The 20,561-nt window shown below is 48.4% G+C and carries 18 protein-coding genes; 11 read left to right on the top strand and 7 right to left on the bottom strand.

What is annotated here, in order from left to right; all coding sequences use genetic code 11:
- Both PPA03S_RS09915 and PPA03S_RS09920 read left to right on the top strand, forming a co-directional pair.
- Positions 1-725: pentapeptide repeat-containing protein (locus PPA03S_RS09915; protein WP_369691085.1), on the top strand; the 725-nt coding region annotated here is incomplete at its 5' end.
- A 142-nt stretch (positions 726-867) separates the two neighbouring features.
- Complete coding sequence (locus tag PPA03S_RS09920; protein WP_062322321.1) at positions 868-1,473, top strand: short chain dehydrogenase; 606 nt, start codon at positions 868-870, stop codon at positions 1,471-1,473.
- Between the two features lie 89 nt (positions 1,474-1,562).
- Here PPA03S_RS09920 and PPA03S_RS09925 read toward each other — a convergent pair whose 3' ends face one another.
- Both PPA03S_RS09925 and PPA03S_RS09930 read right to left on the bottom strand, forming a co-directional pair.
- Positions 1,563-2,423 carry a CYTH domain-containing protein gene (locus tag PPA03S_RS09925; RefSeq protein WP_157284054.1) on the bottom strand — a complete coding sequence of 287 codons (861 nt, stop codon included), beginning with the start codon at positions 2,421-2,423 and terminating at the stop codon, positions 1,563-1,565.
- 145 nt (positions 2,424-2,568) lie between these two features.
- Entirely contained in the window at positions 2,569-3,477 is a 909-nt protein-coding gene (locus PPA03S_RS09930; protein ID WP_082704079.1) for a LysR family transcriptional regulator, read from the bottom strand.
- A 170-nt stretch (positions 3,478-3,647) separates the two neighbouring features.
- On the opposite strand from PPA03S_RS09930, the gene PPA03S_RS09935 reads away from it, so the two are divergent.
- From PPA03S_RS09935 to PPA03S_RS09950, 4 genes are all read left to right on the top strand, one after another.
- Complete coding sequence (locus PPA03S_RS09935) at positions 3,648-4,664, top strand: ABC transporter ATP-binding protein (RefSeq protein WP_062322759.1); 1,017 nt, start codon at positions 3,648-3,650, stop codon at positions 4,662-4,664.
- 253 nt (positions 4,665-4,917) lie between these two features.
- Complete coding sequence (locus PPA03S_RS09940) at positions 4,918-5,994, top strand: ABC transporter substrate-binding protein (protein WP_062322323.1); 1,077 nt, start codon at positions 4,918-4,920, stop codon at positions 5,992-5,994.
- Positions 5,995-6,075: 81 nt separating this feature from the next.
- Entirely contained in the window at positions 6,076-7,761 is a 1,686-nt protein-coding gene (locus PPA03S_RS09945) for an ABC transporter permease (RefSeq protein ID WP_062322761.1), read from the top strand.
- The gene (locus PPA03S_RS09950; protein ID WP_062322324.1) at positions 7,758-9,320 is read left to right on the top strand and encodes an MBL fold metallo-hydrolase; all 1,563 of its coding nucleotides are present in this window, start codon (positions 7,758-7,760) and stop codon (positions 9,318-9,320) included. The genes PPA03S_RS09945 and PPA03S_RS09950 overlap by 4 nt, the downstream gene beginning before the upstream one ends.
- Before the next feature lie 168 nt (positions 9,321-9,488).
- Here the strand turns inward: PPA03S_RS09950 and PPA03S_RS09955 are convergent, their stop codons facing one another.
- The 3 genes from PPA03S_RS09955 to PPA03S_RS09965 are packed head-to-tail and all read right to left on the bottom strand — an operon-like array spanning position 9,489 to position 12,349.
- Positions 9,489-10,043 (bottom strand): GerMN domain-containing protein, encoded by a 555-nt coding sequence (locus PPA03S_RS09955; RefSeq protein WP_062322326.1) that lies wholly within the window; start codon positions 10,041-10,043, stop codon positions 9,489-9,491.
- A gap of 41 nt (positions 10,044-10,084) precedes the next feature.
- Positions 10,085-11,500, bottom strand: a complete 1,416-nt coding sequence (locus PPA03S_RS09960; protein WP_062322328.1) for an N-acetylmuramoyl-L-alanine amidase family protein — start codon at positions 11,498-11,500, stop codon at positions 10,085-10,087.
- 24 nt (positions 11,501-11,524) lie between these two features.
- On the bottom strand, positions 11,525-12,349 hold the full coding sequence (locus tag PPA03S_RS09965) for a hypothetical protein (RefSeq protein ID WP_062322330.1): 825 nt from the start codon (positions 12,347-12,349) through the stop codon (positions 11,525-11,527).
- A 398-nt stretch (positions 12,350-12,747) separates the two neighbouring features.
- Here PPA03S_RS09965 and PPA03S_RS09970 point away from each other — a divergent pair, with 398 nt between their 5' ends.
- Both PPA03S_RS09970 and PPA03S_RS09975 read left to right on the top strand, forming a co-directional pair.
- On the top strand, positions 12,748-13,977 hold the full coding sequence (locus PPA03S_RS09970) for an anhydro-N-acetylmuramic acid kinase (RefSeq protein WP_062322332.1): 1,230 nt from the start codon (positions 12,748-12,750) through the stop codon (positions 13,975-13,977).
- A gap of 123 nt (positions 13,978-14,100) precedes the next feature.
- Positions 14,101-14,940: a MurR/RpiR family transcriptional regulator gene (locus PPA03S_RS09975; RefSeq protein ID WP_062322763.1), complete on the top strand. Its 840-nt coding sequence runs from the start codon at positions 14,101-14,103 to the stop codon at positions 14,938-14,940.
- Positions 14,941-15,085: 145 nt separating this feature from the next.
- On the opposite strand, the gene murQ is transcribed toward PPA03S_RS09975, so the two are convergent.
- A complete protein-coding gene (gene murQ, locus PPA03S_RS09980; RefSeq protein ID WP_062322334.1) occupies positions 15,086-15,991 on the bottom strand; it encodes an N-acetylmuramic acid 6-phosphate etherase in 906 nt (301 codons plus the stop codon).
- A 22-nt stretch (positions 15,992-16,013) separates the two neighbouring features.
- A complete protein-coding gene (locus PPA03S_RS09985; RefSeq protein WP_062322336.1) occupies positions 16,014-16,976 on the bottom strand; it encodes an N-acetylglucosamine kinase in 963 nt (320 codons plus the stop codon).
- A gap of 364 nt (positions 16,977-17,340) precedes the next feature.
- Between PPA03S_RS09985 and PPA03S_RS09990 the strand changes: the two genes are divergently transcribed.
- Genes PPA03S_RS09990 through PPA03S_RS10000 form a run of 3 tightly spaced genes read left to right on the top strand, consistent with a single transcriptional unit; the run spans position 17,341 to position 20,555 of the window.
- A complete protein-coding gene (locus PPA03S_RS09990; protein WP_062322338.1) occupies positions 17,341-18,693 on the top strand; it encodes an ABC transporter substrate-binding protein in 1,353 nt (450 codons plus the stop codon).
- 56 nt (positions 18,694-18,749) lie between these two features.
- A complete protein-coding gene (locus PPA03S_RS09995; protein WP_062322340.1) occupies positions 18,750-19,673 on the top strand; it encodes a carbohydrate ABC transporter permease in 924 nt (307 codons plus the stop codon).
- 48 nt (positions 19,674-19,721) lie between these two features.
- Entirely contained in the window at positions 19,722-20,555 is an 834-nt protein-coding gene (locus PPA03S_RS10000) for a carbohydrate ABC transporter permease (RefSeq protein WP_062322342.1), read from the top strand.
- Positions 20,556-20,561: the final 6 nt, after the last annotated feature.

Here is a 20,561-nt window from a genome sequence, read left to right on the forward strand (position 1 = left end):
CATGGTATCATCAAAAAGAGCTCTTGCTTACTGCAAGGGCTCTTTTTGATATAGTAATTTCAAACAAGAAAATAGTGGGAGGACTTATGAAAAATAAAATAGAAACGCCAAAGATTCCCCTGGAGCTTGAAGACTTATCGTTAGCCATAGAAGCATGGGAGAGTAAAGAAGAAATCAAGCATGGGCGATTCAGTAATATCTCGATTGAGTATCAGAGTGCCAGCAGGGTGTCTTTCGATAAAGTGGTCTTTGAGAACGTGATCTTCAGCCAGTCCTCTCTTCCAGAGATCGAGCTTACTGATGTGATTTTTGATAAATGTGATTTGTCCAATATGGATTTTAACGGTTCTTTTCTTCATCGGACAGAATTTAGAAACTGTAAATTGCTTGGTACTAATTTTGCAAATAGCAGGCTCCAAAATGTAAGCTTTCAAGGTTGTGTAGCGGACCTTTCTTTATTTCGATTCTCCAAGTTCAAACAGGTGAAATACACGGAATGTTCTCTGGTGAGTGGCGATTTCTTTCAAGCTACACCTCAAAAACTGGAGTTTTCAGAATGCAATATAGACCAAGCTCTTATGTCAGGTGTTAAGCTTAAGGGAGTGGACCTTAGTGATTGTAGCTTTGAAAGGTTACAAGTGGATATTGAGGACCTGGATGGATGCATCATCTCAGATGCTCAGGCAGCCTCATTCGTTGGTTTATTAGGCTTAATTGTAAAGTAGCTGTGCCCTGCTTGACTCGTATTGAGAGATGGAGTTCATTATTTCTTCTGCCGCATGTTTGATTATGTGCTTAAACTTTGTTTAAATGAAGAGATCAACGAATGAACAATTTCATGCTTTCAATGATAAAAGGAGGCGTATAATGAAAAGGGCTCTGGTTATTGGAGGAAATGGGACCTTAGGCAAGGCTGTTGTTGCGAAGCTTAAAGAATACTCCGTTGAGGTCATTACAGCCGGCAGGCAATCCGGAGATTATCAGGTGGATATGACTTCGACAGAGAGTATTACAGCCCTCTTTGAAACGGTAACTAATATTGATTACGTTATTGTTGCTGCAGGTCAGACCCATTATGCGAAATTGGAAGAACTGACACCTGAGAACAACATGATTAGCGTACAGGGCAAATTACTCGGTCAGGTGAATATCGTATTGATTGGGCAGCACTACATCAACGATAAGGGGAGTTTTACGCTGGTCAGTGGCATTATACAGGACCATCCCATTCTGAAAGGTGCATCCAGTGCTATGGTTAATGGTGCTATTGATTCGTTTGCCAAAGCAGCAGCCTATGAGTTGCCCCGAGGGATACGTCTGAATTCGGTTAGTCCTAACCTATTTGTTGAATCAGCGGAGAAATATAAAGGTGTGTTTATCGGATTTAATCCGGTCCCTGTGGAGCGGGTCGCCAATACCTTTATTCAGAGTGCGCTTGGGATCGAAACAGCCCAGACCTTCAAAATATACTAACTATAACGAATAGTACAATATAAAGGAGATCAGCAGAATGGTTCTGTTGATCTCCTTTTGTTTTGGTTGAAATGGAATTTAGGCGGCGACTAGTATCTTTCTAAGATGAGCTGAGTTTTCAGGCCATCGGCAGGAATGAGCCAATTTTTGTTCTGGAGCACTTGCATCAGTTGGGTACGCAGACCGGAAACAGCTGTAGCATCTGTTGTTTTGAAAGAGATCTCGACCACATTCTCTACACCGGTGCCTGCTGCGTTACGAATCGGCCATACTTCAAGGGTGAGTTCTTGTCCATTCCATGTGCCTTCAAAACGTTGGAACGTTACCGGGCCGTAGGCACGGGATGCCGTGAGTTGTTGTTTACCCCAGTTGGAGGAGGACCAATTTTTTAATTTGCCAGGCAGCTTGTCCAATAACATGCTCAAAGCTTCCTGCTGTGATGGAAGTTGTACGCCTGCAGCTTGGGTATCCACTTTTTTAGTGTTGGAGAAGCTCAATGTTTGTTTACCATATCCCCAGTCAATTTCAGCCTCATAGTTATCATCTGACGCATCAAATCCCTCTTGGTTAGCCAGAGTCAGCGCCGCATTAACATCACCATTGATGACAGGATAGCGCTTTTTATACGTCAGCTCATAATTGTTCTTGTCATCTTTCTTCCGAAAACGAACATCCCATCCCGCTTGATTCAGATTCAGGGAATTGGTATCGAAATACTCTGCGCTAATGTTTCTTGCTGTGGAGCTCAAGCCAAGTGTCTGAATGACTTCACTGCGTGGTGTCCCATCTGTGTTCAATACTAGCTCCGGCTTAGCCAGGAACTTCACTTCATAAGCAGGAACAGCATTGGCTGCAGCAGAAGCTTGTGGTGCTTCCAGAAACGTCAGTCCACTTCCCAATGTCACGATGCTTAGCATGAATGAGGCGGTTACCTTTTTCCATTTTTTCAAAACCAATCACTCCCTAGGCTGGATTAACGTACAGACTCACTTTATCGCCTGAGTATATGAAAGCGATTAAATGGAAGCGCTCATTGCGTTAACCCTGCATAGATTTGATGAATGCCAAGCGAGAGTTTATATGGGACAGGGGGGATCATGAACTGAAAACAGAGAAGCTGTGACTCATATCCCGCAAAACTTCTTTGAAGCGATCGACTTGAACGGAAGGATGACGATCTTTATTGTGGACGGTGTAAATATGCCGCGGAGCTTGCTCCCCCGGAATAGGGAGGGCCTTGATCAGCCCGTGCTGCTCTTCCCACTTTACTGCCATTCGTGACATGAATGAGATATGACCGCCGAGTAAAACCAACTGCTTAATTGCCTCCAGAGAATCCATCTCAACGGTGCTTCGCAAACGAATATCATGTTGCTCCAGCCATTGGTTGGTTAAACGGCGGGTACTGGATTCATCCCCATGCAGCGCAAAAGGAACCTGTGCCATATGTTCAGGTTTCAGCACATCCCTCTGAGCCAAGGCATGCTGGGGAGAGCAGATTAATACCAGATCATCCTCACATAGTGTTTCTGCTTGAAGTACCGGACCCACAAAAGGCTCTGAGGAGATCACCCCCAGATCAATCTGGTGACGGATCAGCATTTCACGGATAACGGGTGAAGGCTTGACTGATAACATCATTCGAATACCGGGGAATTCCTGAGAAAATGTATTCAAAATAGGCGGCAACAGATACGTTGCAGGTACATAGCTCGCTCCAATGTGCAGGGTGCCCCGATAGAGGCTGTCATATTCCTGTACTACCCGGCGCGCCTCCTGGGTCAGGGCATTGATTTTGACGGAATAATGTAAAAGGGCTTGTCCAGCCTCGGTGAGAAATGTCTTTCCACTGCGAGATTCAAATAATCGCACCCCCATCTCTTCCTCCAAAGACTTCATATGAAAGGTAACAGTAGGCTGCTTGATGCCGAGAAGTTCGGCCACGCTGGTCATATGATGATGCTTATCAATAAGTTCAACAATTTGCAGTTTAATCAGGTTCAACGAATCCAACACTCCTCTCAGGTAACTTTGAATCACCTTATATAGATTTAATCTATGAACATCAACAGAATTCATCTAAAAAGTTAATTCCAATTTTACATTTCTAACATACAACTCGCGAAAGCGGACGTTAGACTGAGAACAGTACAAGAAGACAGGCAGGGATGCTTATGAAAATGGAAATTAGGGGAATTCAAAAATCATTCAATCGCACTCCTGCGCTGCTGCCCACAGATTTAACGCTTCAGCATGGACAGTTTACGACGCTGCTCGGCCCATCCGGCTGCGGTAAAACAACGTTGCTGCGCATGCTGGCAGGGCTGGAGCAGCCGGATGCGGGGGAAATCGTCGCGGATGGCAAGAGTTTCTACTCGGCGACGAAGCGAATAGATGTACCGACACATAAGCGTAATCTGGGCATGGTGTTTCAGGATTTTGCATTATGGCCGCATATGACAGTATACGAAAATGTGGCGTTCGGTCTGAAAGCCGGAAAGCAGAAGTTGGATCTGCGCCAAAAGGTGACCGAAGCACTTGGCATGGTACGCCTGCAAGGCATGGAGAATCGTTATCCTCATCAGCTGTCGGGAGGACAGCAGCAGCGGGTTGCTTTTGCCAGAGCGGTAGCAGTAAGACCGGGGATTATCCTGTTCGATGAGCCACTAAGTGCACTCGATGCTGTGCTGCGGGAAGAGATGCGGATTGAGATGATGTCATTGGTACGGGACATGGGACTGACAGCATTGTACGTCACCCATGATCAGGTTGAGGCGATGTCGATGTCGGATGAGATTGTGGTGATGGAGAAGGGGCGGATATTGCAAAAGGGAACCCCGGAAACGATCTACGCATCACCAAGCGATCCCTTTGTTGCTTCGTTTATCGGAAAGTCTAACTGGCTTACGCCTAATCAGTCCATGGTGAGACCGGAACATGTCTCCTGGAGCAAAACAGGTCATGATGATCTGTGTTATCAAGCGGTGGTGCTCAGCGTCAGTTATGTAGGAGAGCGTTATGAAATTCGGATGCAAATGGAGGGGCTGGGTGTATGGACAGCCTATTTGGATCGAAGAGTACGCGTAGGGGAGAAGGTTCAGCTCTATGTAGCCCCGGAGCGGATCTGCCGAATGAACGGGCATGAGACGCCGAATGTGAAACCGAGAGAATTCATAGCAGCAGCCAACTAACCATATGAGTACATGATCTGGGGAACGGGATATGGCCATGAGTGAAAAATTGAACGGTATCATTAACAGAATCATGAACAGGATTATGGAGTAATGGATCGCCTTGGAGGCAACATTGGTCTGTTCAACCAAGGAAAGGTACACGTTATCGGAAGTAGCGAGAATAGTGACCATAGCGGGATGGCTTAACTGGCAGGAGCGTTTGGGAAAAGCAGTCACAAATATAATCAGAAACCAAGGGAGATGGAATGAGATGTTGGGTATGAAAACACGGAAAAGAAGCGCAATGCTTTTATTGTCAGCGGTAATGAGTATCAGTTTGTTCGGATGTAGTACAGGTAATTCAACAACCGGGAATGCCGGTCAAGCTGCAGGGGAAGGCAGTACGGCGACTGCATCGGCGGAAACGACAAAACCAACCGGCGGTAAGCTGGTATTGTACAGTGCAGGACCTCAGAAGCTGGCGGATAACATCATCAGCGGATTTACAGCCAAGACAGGCATTGAAGTGGAGATGTTCCAGGGCACGACAGGCAAAATTCTCGCACGCATGGAAGCGGAAAAATCCAACCCGGTAGCGGACGTTGTTATCCTGGCCTCCCTGCCTTCGGCACAAGCACTGAAAGCGGATGGACTGACACTCCCGTATCCTGACGCCGAGAATGCAGACAAGCTGAACAAGGATTGGTCGGATGCCGAAGGCAACTATTTTAGCTCCAGTGCTTCGGCACTCGGCATTGTCTACAATACGAAGCTGGTGTCCACGCCACCAACCAGTTGGGCTGAGCTTGCAACACCTGCCTGGAAAGATGTTGTGAACATTCCTGATCCTACACTGTCCGGTTCCGCACTGGACTTCATTACAGGATACCTGAGTGTAAATGGAGATAAGGGTTGGGACTTGCTGGACAGTTACAAAGCGAATGGTGTAGCGATGGCAGGAGCGAATCAGGAAGCACTTGATCCGGTCATTACCGGGGCGAAGAGCATCGTAGCAGCTGGTGTGGACTACATGGCGTATTCCTCCAAAGCCAAAGGTGAACCGCTGGACATCGTATATCCAGAGGAAGGGACTGTAATCAGTCCAAGACCGGCAGCGATTCTGAAATCCAGCCAGAATGTGGAGAATGCCAAGACGTTTATCGACTACCTGTTGTCCGATGAGGCACAGAAGCTCGTTGCAGATGCTTATCTGATTCCGGGACGTGAAGACATCGAGGCGACTAACCGGGCGAATCTGAAGGATATCCCGCAGCTTAAAGTGGATTGGAACTGGATGAGTGAACACGGAGATGAGACAGCGGCACGTTTCTCCGAGACTTTTAAATAAGCCAGTGTTATGACGAGCAAATCGAGCAGCTAGAGTGAAGAGAAGATTGTCTTGTGGAAGTCATGTGAGGTGAAAATCGTAGTGAAACCTGTTGGAGTAGACAACAACCGTATTTTTCGGAGAGTGGGCGTGATTCTGGCCCTCTTTCTGCTGACGATAAGCATTGGTGTACCGCTCTTGCTGATTTTCTGGCAAAGCGTATATCCGGATGGGCAATGGGATTGGATGGCTCCGATTCGGACCATTACCGGCCATCATTTATCCGGGGTGCTGCTGAATTCCGTCTGGCTGGGGATCTGCGTGGTAGCTGTAACAACGCTGCTGGCATTGCCACTGGCCTGGATGATGGCGAAGACCCGCATGGGTCAGCATCGCTGGGTGGACGTGATCCTGATGATTCCGTTCATGACCCCGCCGTATATCGGCTCCATGGGATGGATCCTGTTTATGCAAAAAGGGGGATACCTGCAGCAATGGGTGCCCTCCGCTGCGAGCTGGAGTGAGTTGTTCTTCAGCTTCTGGGGCATGGTGCTCATTATGAGCCTGCATCTGTTCCCCTTCCTGTATCTGTTGCTTCGGGATGCCATCATTCGCATTGGAGGCAATCTGGAAGAAGCGGGAGCGGTGCACGGAGCACGTGCAGGATACCGGTTCAGACGCATTATTTTACCACTGCTGCTATCTTCCTACGGTATGGGGATTATGCTTGTTTTTGTCAAAACGATTGCAGAGTTCGGAACGCCAGCAACCTTCGGACGCAAGATTGGCTATTATGTCATGACCTCTGAGATTCACAAGTATATCTCCAGTTGGCCGATTGACTTTGGCAAGGCAACCTCGCTCGCATCGGTGCTGCTGTCGGTCTGTCTGGTGATGTGGTACATGCAGTCTGCCATGAGTCGAAAGTTCACGTACCGTCTGGTAGGGGGCAAGGGGCAGAGATCCAAACGATACTCCCTACGCGGCGGGGCGGGTTGGTTGTGTGGGCTATATCTCGCGTTGCTGCTGATTCTGTCGGTGGGCATTCCGTATTTCTCCATTATTGCAGCATCGACCATGAAGCTGCGAGGCGCAGGATTGTCCTTCGACAATCTGACGCTGGATCATTACCGGGAATTGCTGTCCTGGGGATCAGTCAGTATGAAAGCAATCGGGAACAGTCTGGGGCTGTCACTGGCAGCTTCGACGGTTGCGGTTATGATCGGTACAGGTTTGGCACTGACGATTGGTAAATCGTCTTCCTTGATGCAGCGTGTCATTGACCTGTTCAGTCTGCTGCCGAATACGGTGCCTGGCATTGTCATGGTGGTGGGTCTCATCCTGTTCTGGAATTCACCATGGATGCCGTTCACCCTGTACAACTCGTACGGAATGGTTGTTCTGACGTATGTGGTGCTCTTCTTGCCGTACACGGTACAGTATGTCAAATCAAGCTTCACCCAGATAGACGGAACGTTGTTCCAGGCGGGTCAGGTCTTTGGCGGAAGACCGCTGTATATTCTGCGGCGCATTCTTCTACCATTGATCATTCCCGGCATGCTGGCAGGGTGGATGATGACATTCACTATTGCCACCCGGGAACTGGTAGGATCACTGTTGATTTTGCCTCCATCGATGCAGACATCGGCTACCTATATTTTTGCTCAATTTGAACAAGGTCAGGTGTCATTGGGAATGGCGATGGCCGTGGTTACTGTCGGTATGACGGTACTGATGCTGCTCGGCATTGAAGTTCTGAATTCGAAGAGAAAGTGGAATGCATCATGATCAAACTGAAGGTATGGGGCGGCGCAGGGGAACACGGGCGCTCTGCCTATCTCCTGAAAGGGAGCCGGGTTCAACTTTTACTGGATTGTGGCGTGAAAAAAGAAGGAGCCGGCGAGTATCCGTTGATTGAACCGGAAATCGTCAAAGAGCTGGATGTGGTGCTGTTGTCTCACGCTCATGAAGATCATTCTGTCGCTATTCCGTTGCTCTATAGGATGGGGTATCAGGGTGAAGTATGGACGACGCGGGAAACCAGGGAGCAATTGGACACCTACTTCAGAGCTTGGCGAAGAAATATGGAGCGGGCAGGACACGCCCTCCCATACGAAGAAGGTGATGAACAACTGATTCGCTACCGATTTTTGGAGGACGAAGCCGAGGGTGGAATCTGGTTTGAAATAGTTCCTGGCGTCTCGGTGGTGTGGGGGCGCAGTGGACACCTTGCAGGTTCAGTATGGTTCGGACTCGAAATGGAGGATAAGCGGATATTTTATTCCGGTGATTATACCTCCGAATCCATGCTTTTGCAGGAGGATTGTCCATCGGATGCGCTCTGGCAGGCAAGGTTACCACGTAACAGGCGGGGGCTCAATGCTCCAGTCAGTCAACGTTGGAAAACGGATATACGAACCGCCGTGAATGGTGGACATGTCGTTGCAGAAGAGCCGTCCGCGTCGCAGACTCTTCCCGTTGCTGCATCCGAAGGGGTGTTACGTTCCCACGTATCAGCAGGGAGAATTGTGGAGCAAGGGGATGCTTATGCTGTATCCAAGGGAGTAGAAGTGAATAAAGCATCTTCATCTGGTCTGCTGGATTTGGCGATTATGGATGCTGCATATGGAACAGATCGCGATACGCAGGCCAACAAACTGGAGCAGCTGGAACAGGCCATTCATAAGACGATTGCTCGGGGTGGAAAGGTGCTGATGCCTATGCCTTCGGTGGGTCGTGGTCAGGAAATCATGCTGTGGGCACAGCAGCAGTTCCCTGACGTTCCGATTGTCGTGGAACAAGGGTTGGTGGACGGACTGAAGCAGCTTTTGCGTGCTCCATATTGGCTAAAGGAAGAGGAAGAACACATACCGGGTTCTGTGAAGGAAGCGATTGGGCTTTTTCTGAGGGGTCATGGATGGGAGATGCCTGTGACAAAGGAAGAGCGAGAGCGGCTACTGCATCAACATGCGGCCTCTTTGTGGTTCATTCCGGACGGGATGATGCAGTCCTCTCTTGCTCGCTGGTACTACAGCCAATTTGCGGACGATGGAAATAATCTGTTACTGCTCACGGGGCATGTCTCTGCTGGCACCTATGCATACAGGCTATTGCAGAGCCCTGCAAAACACGGGGCGTGCGAGGTACGGAAAATTCGATATAAGGTGCATCAGGGTTGGAAGGATGTCGAGAGAATGCTGCATCAGGTTCCTGCGAGGCATACGGTGCTTGTGCATGCGGACCAGACCGAGACCGATAAACTGAGAGAAGGCTTGCTCAGCGGAAAAATGGTCTCGGGGAAAGGAATTTTGCATTCGCTATCTCCTGGAGATGAGCTGTATCTGTAAATTGGATTTTATAAGGGTTGGATCTATGTAGGGCGTCCCTGTGGACGTCTTTTTGAATGTTAGTTTTTATAAAAAAAGCATGATGAGAAGTTAGGCTTCTCATCATGCAGGAGAGATGATTCAAGGAGAGAGTTATCCGGAATTGATCTGATGTCTTTTATAATTAGATTAGGGCTCGCGCTGAATAGGATGCTCCAACTCTGAATGGCCCATCAGGCTATCCAGGGCTTCACCGTCCACCAGTATATCGATACTTTTTACTTCATCGTATTGAAACATCGTCTGGGTCAGTGCATCCAATGCAAGCAGCTCCCCACTGGTTCCCAATTTGGCTTCATCTGGGATATGAACATCCAAAGTGACTTTGCCCTCGCCGTACTGTAGGGAGAGCAATTCGACTTTTTTCCAGAGGGATACGAGCTCTGCATCGGTATTGTTCTGTAAAGCTTCAAATGTTTTTTGGTATTTCTCAGAATCGTCCGTGTATTCAATTTCCTGCTCTTTTTTCTGAAGTTCCAGCACCTGGGCGTCTGCGAAATACACATCAACCGCTTGTATGTTCATTGTGCCCAGGTCCACCTTTGTTTCGGATGGGTTTGGTGACTGTCCCCCCTGAACAGCAGGTTCGGCCGATCCGGATTCACTGACGGGCTTCTGAGCACAACCCATGCCAATAATCATTAAGAAGGATAAGACGAGTGCACATCCCAATTTCGTTTTCAATGGATCACATCCTCCAGCATATTTACTTTATGGTTTATCATTTAATTGATACCGAGATATTCCTTAATCCCATCGGCTATCGCTTGAGCCGCTTTCATCTGAACGACATCGGACGACATCAGTTCTTCATCCATAACATTACTCAGGAATCCCACTTCCAAAAGTACTGCAGCCATGGTCGTATCTCTGATCACTTCCAAGTTTCCGTTTTTTACACCACGGTCTTTGAGCCCCATGGCTTTAACCAATCGCTGATGAATGATATTGGCTAATTCCTTGCTGCTGCTGCGTTGATAGTAGAACGTTTCTGTACCTGTCGCCTGGGGTGAGGACTCCACATTATTGCCATGGATAGATACAAATACATCCGCGTTTAATTGATTGGCGAGCTTAACACGCTCCGGGCGAGTGGGATAAGTATCACCGTCACGAGTCATCACCAATTCAATATCCGGCTCATTGAGAAGCAGTGCTTGTACTTTGAGAGCCAATGCCAGATTATATTCTTTCTCGGGTTTGTTGGTGATGCTGGTTGTGCCTGGATCTTTACCCCCATGGCCTGGGTCGATGACAACAACCTTGCGTCCTGAATCTCCTCCAGGGGTGACAGGAACAGGTAGGACGTTGTCGCCCACAACATTCAGATCAATAATCAGTTTATCGGCAATCACGTTCTGGCTGTATTGCACATTCTTCACATGATTCAATTCAACGACGATTCGGACTTGACCAGGGTCTTGTTTAAATAGAGAATATCTAACTTCCTTTACATTGGGGTATGCGTCCATGTCCAATTTGCCATTCATGTTTTGATTCAAAGGTTGTGATAGATCACCAAACACTGCTCCGGGCAGATCCACAACCAGACGATCGGGATTCTTCAAAGTCGTCATCACTGGTTTGGATTCGCCATCCATAGATACGACGAGCTGATTGTTGGCAAATTGGATATCGGTAACCTTGGCTAACGAAGTTGGGTTGCCGTTCCCTGAATTGTTGTCAGGTTCGCTATTAGGCTCCTTGTTGGTGTTCGTTAAGTATACGACTTTCTCCTTGTTGTCCCATTTCACTGTAAGCCCCATTTGCTCACTGACAAATCGAATGGGCACCACCAGGGTTTTATTCAAAATAAGTGGGGCCGTGTTCAGGGTAACTTGCTTGTCAGCAACCATGGCTTGCTTTTGATCAACGGTTAAAGAAATCGTCTGGTCATCTTGCTGGATTTTTACATTGCGTGCTTGTTGGTTCCAATCCACTTTGAATTTCAAATTCTCGGCAACAACACGAATCGGAATCATGACGTTCTTATTCACGATGGTCACCTGAACGTCACTTGGGAGGATTAATTCCTCGCCGTCCAAGAAGATTTTCGATGTGCTTGCAGCGGCATTCCCCTGATGAGGGAGTAGAACTAGAAAGAACAGACTCAAAAACAGGAGTAAAATCGTTTTCTTCATTATGCACCTCTACTATTTAAATCATTATTGTATGGGGGATTTATCCAGCTTGAACCATTCGGAAAACTCACTACGGCTTATTTTCTGAACAGGCTTCACCTTGTTACTCTCTATGCTATACCTGTAAAGTATCATTTGATCAGACGGATACTCACTGATGTAATCCAGTATTTTTCCGTTTTTTTGCCACAGAATCAGATTGGTACTAATATAATTGGTTGCCCTTGGCAGGTATTTAAAGCTCTCTTTCTGAACATTGTAGATGGCTAGTGAGCTCTTGGAGGGATCGCCGTAAGAGAAGGCTATCTGATCTTCGTTGGGAGCCCAGTTATAGGCGGCAATGGTTTCTATGTTTTTCTTGCCTGCTTTGTTCAATCGGTCATTTAATTCCGTCACTTCACCTGTTTGAAGGTTAAGCAGCATCAGAGTTTTTCCTGCGCTGCGTTCTGCGTGTATAGCAAGCCATGTATTGGAGTTGGATGCAACAACACTTGTGATATCGAGCCAATTGTCCTCCAAATCACCCGTTTCAATCGTATGTTTCTGGCTCCCCTTGGTGACGACAATGGATTGAATTACGTTTTGTTCAAATGAGGGCTTACCTTCCAACTTTACTGTAGTAGCGGTTAAAGTAATTTTTCCTCCTTTCCAGATGATTTTGTTGGTACTGTTGTTCTTTTTAAACGGTTTGACGCTTGAATAGATGGAAGGAGTTACAGAAGTCGCATTAACGGAATGTTGTGAAATTCGTTCTGGTGTAGCTGGTTTGGCACCAACAATAGATGACGATGTAGTCGTCAATCCCCCCAGTAATAGCACAGTTGAAAACCAAATAGCAGCGTTGTTCATCCTTGTATCTCCTTCCGCTTATGACGGTTTATAACCCTCAATATGCACATTCCAAAATATACCTTCATTATATAAACGGCAAAATTGTAAAAATGTTTCTTTTTTGATCGTTATTTATCTATTTATATTCAACTGAAAAATATTTACACTGGTCACTACGCGGTCAGAACAACCTTCCGATCGCTGTTATCCCCGGATTTTTTCGATTCCTTTAATCTAAATATTCATATCACAAAAAACATCTTGTAAGCATTTCAGTTTTGACAAAGATTAGCTATGTTTGGAAGAGTGTAATTAAATTTCATAAAATATTTGACTTGTGAAATTTTATATCATATACTGGGTGAAATTATGGCAGGATGACGTGTTCATCGGGTCTGGCGGGAGGTTGTGAATGGATGGATACAGGCAGCTATCCGATGTGGGAGCAATATCGCTTGAAACGGGAGCATTACATCATTGGACTAATGTCAGGCACGTCCCTCGACGGGACGGATGCGGCATTGGTGCGTATTTTGACAGATGACAGTGGGGCATTGCAAAAGATCGATCTGGTTGACTTTGTCTGCGTACCTTACTCCAATGAATTGAGAGACGTGCTGATTCGACTATGTTCACCGGAGACGGCACGCGTGGATGAGCTGACGACTGCACATTTTGGCGTATCGGAGTGGTATGCTCACAGTGTCAGAGAACTTATTCGATCCTCAGGAATCTCATCCGGGCAGGTGGATGCAATCAGCATGCACGGACAGACCGTATGGCACGCTCCTGTAGCTTCGGCTTTTCCAGGGCCAACAGGAGAGAGTCTTCCAGTGGTGTCCACGTTGCAGATTGGCGAATGCGCCGTTGTACGTGAACGAACAGGCCTGCCCGTGATCGGCAATTTGCGGGCACGGGATATGGCGGCTGGCGGTGAGGGCGCGCCCCTTACCCCTTATGCTGATGCGTTGATGTTTCGCAGTCCGGAGGAAGGACGACTGGTGCAAAATATCGGCGGTATTGGCAACGTTACGGTGCTGCCATCAGCGTCTTCTAATGAAGGCATTTCGGCTTTTGATACGGGTCCTGGCAATATGGTGATGGACGCGATCGTACGCCAGGCGACAGGTGGGCGGCAGCACTATGATCCGGATGGAAGCATCGCCGCACAGGGAAAGTTCAATCCGGATCTGGTGGATCTATATTTGGATGATGATTATTTCAAAAGACTGCCTCCCAAGAGCACCGGACGTGAAGTGTACGGTGCGGCATATGCAGCACGCTTGATGGAGATGGCTGCTGCACGTTCTTTATCTCTGGAGGATACGCTGGCTACCGCCACCTGTCTGACCGCGGAGACAATCGTGCGGGCCGTAAAGGATTTTATCCTGCCCAAGGTACACATATCGGCCATGCTCGCCTGCGGTGGTGGCACTTCCAATGCCACGTTAATGGAGATGATCCGTCAGAGACTCCCGGAAGGCATCCGTCTGGAGCGAACAGCAGACTATGGTATACCGGATGATGCCCGCGAAGCGATTGGGTTTGCACTCCTTGGCCATGAGGCACTCATGGGCAGAACCAACACGCTTCCGGCAGTAACCGGCGCGAAACACGCCGTCATATCGGGCAACCTGACACTGTAGTGCAGCAAGGCTTTTGAATGAGTTGGCTATGCAACGGCGTTTAATCAATTAGACTCTATTGGAATTATAGGATAAAATGCTTGTACATGAAGGCAGTACGGAAAGGAGGAGCGGATGGAAGGCATGAAAGGTGGACTTGTACGTTTACGCGCATTAATGGATGACTTGACTCCGTCGGAACGAAAGATCGGAGCTTACATTCTCGATCATCCCCAAGAGACGGTTCAGTCCTCGGTGGCACAGCTGTCTGAACGGAGCGGTGGCAGCCCAGCTGCCATTATCCGTCTCTGCAAATCACTGGGTGTAACGGGTTTTCAGGAGCTGAAGCTGAAGATTGCCGGAGATTTGCAGACAGGTGAGCAGTACCAATATACGGAGATTCGTCCCCATGACTCCATGGAGAGCATTATTCAGCATGTGTCCGCAAACAATATTCAGTCGGTGAAGGATACCGTTCATATTTTGGACCCGCGTCTGGTGGAACAGGCAGTGGACGTGCTTCATCGGGCGAACCGGATCTTTTTCTATGGGGTGGGGGCCTCCAATCTGATTGCGCTGGATGCACACTACAAGTTCATGCGAATCAATCGCACAAGCCTTTCGTTCGCCGATCCGCATATGCAGATTTCTTCCGCAACGACGCTTCGCGAAGATGATGCGGTGGTATGTATCTCGTATTCAGGGGAGACTTCGAACGTGATCTCCTGTCTGAAGCATGCTCGTGAAGGCGGTGCTGCGACGATTAGCATTACCAAGTGGGGGAGCAATACGCTCAGCAGTCTGGCGGATGTGCCCCTGATGATTACTTCCACCGAAAGCGATATCCGGAGCGGAGCAACTTCGTCACGGATTGCACAGCTGAATGTGATCGACATTTTGTATCTGGCGATTGCCAGCCGAGACTACAACCAGTCGGTGGAATATTTGGAGAAGAGCCGGCAGGCTATTCTGAAGCATAAGTGAAGTAGAACCATATCAATCCCTTTCTGTTTATTCAGGAGGGGATTTTTTGACGGACTATATCCGCTTTTAGTATAAAAAAATAAGAACGAGCCCAGACCTAATGTCGGGCTCGTTCAACTTCAAGGCTTTGCTGTCCTGCATAAACTCAGGAAGGACCCACAATAGCGCTGCGGACAAATCCGTCCGCCAGGTCCAGTCTGCGCTGAGCTTCTACGGCGTCCACACCTGCCATCAGCATGACGATCGCCGTTTTTACATGACCGTCTGCACCGGCAAAAGCCTGCTCAATGTCCGCTTCGTTCGCTCCGGTTGCCAAATGGATCATGCGTTTGGCCCGATGGACAAGCTTTTCGTTCGAAGGGTTCAGATCGACCATGAAATTACGGTAAACCTTGCCCAGACGAATCATGGCGGTCGTGGTGAGCATGTTTAGAATCATTTTCTGGGCGCTGCCTGCCTTCATACGTGTTGAACCCATGACAACCTCCGGGCCAACAACAGCCTCGATGCTCACATCAGCCAAAAGGGTCATCGGCGTACCTGCGTTGTTACTCAGGCTGATCACAGCAGCTCCGATCTCCTTGGCGTGTCTCATCGCACCCAGCACATATGGGGTTCGCCCACTGGCTGCAATGCCAACCACAACATCGTTTTCGTCTAATCCGTGTTCATCCAGGTCCGCGGCTCCCAATTCCTCACTATCTTCAGCACCTTCAACAGGGTCCTTCACTGCCCGGAATCCTCCTGCAATAATACCCTGCACCATGGAGGGAGGGGTTCCGTAGGTAGGCGGACATTCCGAAGCATCAAGTATTCCCAATCGTCCACTGGTGCCTGCACCTACATAGAACAGCCTGCCACCAGACTGAAAGGCCTCCAAGATCCGGTCCGCCGCTTGGGCAATGACCGGAATTAGCGGCTGAATGAGCTTCGCGATCCGTTGATCTTCCTTATTGATCAGTTCCATAATTTCTGCCGAAGGCAGTTCATCTATATGATCCGTTAGTGGATTGGGTTGTTCTGTTAGTAATGAGTTCAGCATGTGATTCATCTGTATGGCCTCCTTCTCTCTTTTAAAATGATTCATTCAGGGAACTGCGTCTTCTCGCCAGTTGTGCTGCACCAACCGCTGGAGCGGGGGCGTCTTCACGATACACAAAATCCAACTCTCCATAATATCCCGACAACTTCTGAATAAATGTATTTCGGAAAAGCGCAGCGTATCGAAACAATGATCCGGACAGGACAACCTGAGTGGCTGCAAATTCGGGATGACGGGCAATCAGCGCCTTGGCGGTATCCGCCAATTGTGCGGCTTCATCGATAATCAGTGCCCGGGCGGCCTCATCCCCGGATTCCGCTGCTTCTATAGCAAGGCGGGCGATGGATGCTGTCTCGGTTTTGCCCCAATCCGTCTGATACACCCGTGCCTTTAGCTCCGATATATCCCGAAGGTTCAGGTTCTTTAGAAGAAGCGAGGTTAAACGGGTTGGAGGCAGAACACCATCATAGCTCTGCATAACCACCTGGAGTGCACGCTGTCCAATACGATAGCCGCTCCCCTCATCTCCGAGCAGATGACCCCAGCCTCCGGCACGGTATCGTTCTCCTTCCAGCGTAAATCCGTACACGATGGACCCAGTCCCAGAGATGCATAGTACACCGTGAATATGTCCGAGAGAGGCCATCAGGGCGATCTCTCCTTCGGATACAACCCAGACTGGACAGCTTTCTGATTCCTGTCGGTTTCGGCTCTTCATATAGTTAGTTACGGCGTCGGCTATAAGCTGCCGTTCTTGGATCGTATCTACACCTGACATTCCGAGGCATATACCCTCACAATTTGTCGAAAAATCACTTCCTAGATTAAATAGCTGTTCCAGCACTCGTTGCAGTTCGGAAAGGGCTTGTTCCGGTGGTACGCTGTGAGGATTCGTGGGACCGCCGCTGACCCGGGCGAGAATCTCGCCAGATTCAGAAATGACTGCTGCATCAGTATTGGAACCGCCTCCATCTACGCCTACATATACTCGCAAAGTGGCTCACCTCGCTTGCTTGAGTTTTCTTTTTACATAGTATAGAGGCATAAAATGAAAAAGTAAAATTAAATTTTATAATAAAAAAAATATTGTTGAATTTTTATTTCATAGCTCATATAATGAACTCAATCTACAATTTTGGAAGGAATTAAGACTATTAATGTTAACTAAGTTGACGTTAATCTTGCATTTAAGAGATTAATCCTGCGTATGTTCAGGTCTAATCCATAGGGGAGGTGCATTTTCCTTACTGCCACGCTCAATAGGCCAGTTATGCCGTTTAAGGATGGATGATTTCAAAAGGGGTAGCATCGTTAGGCAATGCAATAATCGGGAGACGACACGCGAAGGAGATGAAGGGATGAAAAAGAAGGGTCTGGTATGGGCAATGTTGTTGATGATGGTCTGGGTTACTGCCTGCGGGAATAGCGGGGGTGCTGCTTCAGATGATCCGAATGCGGAAGATACGGTGACCGTATGGACTTATCCAGTACATGGGACATATGAAGATGAACTGAAGGATCTGATCGTTGATTTCAATAAAGAACACCCGAACATTACCGTGAAGACGGAAATGCTCTCCTGGGCGGAAGGGCCCAAAAAATTCGATGTCGCTCTGAACGCGGGCAATCCGCCGGATCTTTACTTTCATAGTGTAGACGGCACATATGTGAATACGGGATTGGCGCTTGAGCTGGACAGCTACCTGACACCCGAGATCAAGGATGACTATCTGCCAGGTACGCTTGAATTAGGCCAGATTCAGGGGAAACAGTACGGACTGCCGTTGTATCAATTCCAATGGGCATGGGGTGGCAACAAACGCATTTTGGAGGAAGCCGGCATTGACTGGAAATCCATTCAGCAAAATGGATGGACCTGGTCCGAATTCAACGCTGCCGCAGCCAAGCTGACCCAAACGCTGGATGGCGGGGCGAAACAATATGCACTGGTTACCGACGGAACCTCGCTTGATTTCATTGAGATGCTGTCCCGAAACAACGGCATGATTGACGTTCTCGACAAAGCTGGCACATTCCAATGGAATGATGGCCGCATTCTGGATACTCTCTCTTTTATCAAAAACCTGATGGATCAAGGGTATATGCCGAAGGAAACGGCTGCTCTTGCTCCAGCCAAACGGACGGATATGTTCTACGCGGGTGAAACGGCGATCATCTCCAAAGCGATTCCTTATTATGATGTGATGATTCAGAACCGCAACAAGGATATTGATGATGGCAAGGTGCAAGGGGAGAAAATTGATTTTGTCCTGCTGCCTGTACCGCATAATGACGATCAGCCTGCGGCAACAACGATGGGTGGCGAAGGGTATGTAGCCTTCAAACAGAAGAAGGACAAAGGTGAGCAGCATGCCAAAAATACGTTCCTGGTCATGGAGGCACTCAGTGGTGCCAAAGCAGGGAACTCGGCCAATGAACTGGCGCTCCCATTCGTAAGACAATCCCAGGTAGATCTGTTTAAAGGAAAAGAACTTGGTCAACCGGATAATCAGGCTGCTGCGAAAGTCATGGCAGAGAATATCGCCATGCCGGTTGTGTTGGAACTGGATATCGACAAAGCATCACAGCAAAAACAATTCAAGGAACAAGTTGTGAAGCCTAACATTCAGGCGCTGTTCTCGGGCGAGAAGACACCGGAGCAAATCGCAGAAGACTTCAAGAACAAAGGCCAGCAGATGTTTGGACAATAACTCGGACCATAAAACATAACGCAAAACCACACTGATTTAGGAGAGGAGGATTCGCCATGCAGACCGCCCTTGCGCCAAAACCGTCTGTGCCCCGGACTTCCCGGGCTGCCCGGTTTTGGCGAGACTACGGGTGGGCGTATTTGTTTATTTTGGCGCCTGTCCTGCTGTTTCTCATTTTCACACTGTATCCTGTTCTGACGGCTCTAGTGATGAGCTTCCAGAAATACAACATTATGAATTCGACGTGGGTTGGATTGGATAACTACGAGCGTTTGGTGAAAGATGAGACGTTCTGGAAGTCGATTAAAAATACAATCATCTTCACCGTGGGAACGGTACCGGTCAATATTCTCATTACATTTGTACTGTCCTACTTCATCTTCCAGATGAAAAGCAAGTGGCAGACGTTCTTCAAAGCAACATTGTACCTGCCTGCGGTAGCATCCGGGGTAACCATCTCCATCGTATGGCTGGCGATCTTTGACCCGACAGATTCAGGGCTGCTGAATCGCTTCCTCGGTCTGTTCGGCCTTGATCCGGTGATCTGGCTGGGCCAGTCGGGAACGGCACTCTTTTCACTCATTCTGATGAACTGGCTCGGATCGCACGGAGCGGGCATTATTCTGTATCTGGCAGCCATGGGCGGTATTCCGAAATCGCTGTACGAAGCGGCGGATATTGACCATGCCAGCGGCTGGACCCAGTTCAGCAAGATTACATGGCCGCTCCTCAAACCGACGACGCTGTATCTGCTCGTGACGGGTGTAATCACGTCTTTCCAGGTGTTCATCTCGGTATATCTGATGACACAGGGTGGTCCGAACTTTGCGACAACTACAATCGCTTACCTGATCTACGAGACGGCATTCAAGTTCTATGAGTTCGGATTGGCTTCTGCACAGTCATTTGTATTGGCGATTATTATCATTGTTATCTCCGTCATCCAGTTCAAATATTTCTCCAGCGATATTGAGTATTAAGGACTATTAGAGCATGTTGCATTAAGCATCCGGGGGTGAATGAAATCCATGAAATCAACACAGAAAAAGACACTGCTTGTCGTTGCATCCATTCTGCTGGTGGTCTGGGCACTGGTGACGGTCATTCCGATGTACTGGATGCTGGTCGGTTCGGTGCAGGATAGTGCTATGTCGGCTTCCTTCAAACCGCAGATGATCCCGGAGCAGCTGTCGTTATCACCATATGAGCGCTTTTTTGCCAAAACCGATGCCTGGCGCTGGCTGTACAACTCGCTGCTTATCTCGGTCATTCTGACTGTGACGAATGTGTTCTTCGCCTCCCTGGCGGGATATGCGTTCGCCAAACTGAAATTCCCGGGAAGCCAGGCGGTATTCTGGACCCTGCTGGGGACGATGATGATTCCGGCACAGGTGACGCTGATTCCCCTGTACATTCTGATGGTCAACGTGTTTGACCTAGGGGATACGTACACGGCCATTATTCTGCCTGCTGCCGTCAGTGTAGGGAACATATTCCTGATGAAACAGTTCATGTCAACCCTGCCCACATCACTGATTCATGCTGCACGTATTGATGCATGCAGCGAGTTCGGCATCTTCTGGAAAGTGATCCTGCCGATGGCGAAGCCAGGGATCGCGGTGCTGGCGATTTTCACGTTTGTCGCTTCGTGGAATGAATTTTTCTGGCCATTCCTGATCACGAATTCCAACGAGATGCGTACCGTGCAGGTGGGGCTGGCCTCGTTCGTATTTGCCGAATCAACGGACTTCGGCGCCATGATGGCAGGGGCAACGATTGGTGCGCTGCCGATGATCATTCTGTTTTTCTCGCTGCAACGTTATTTCCTACAGGGTATTACGATCGGTGCGGTAAAAGGTTAACTGTTA

Origin of the sequence: Paenibacillus pabuli NBRC 13638 (genome assembly GCF_001514495.1) — a bacterium.
GTDB classification, from domain to species: Bacteria; Bacillota; Bacilli; order Paenibacillales; family Paenibacillaceae; genus Paenibacillus; species Paenibacillus pabuli.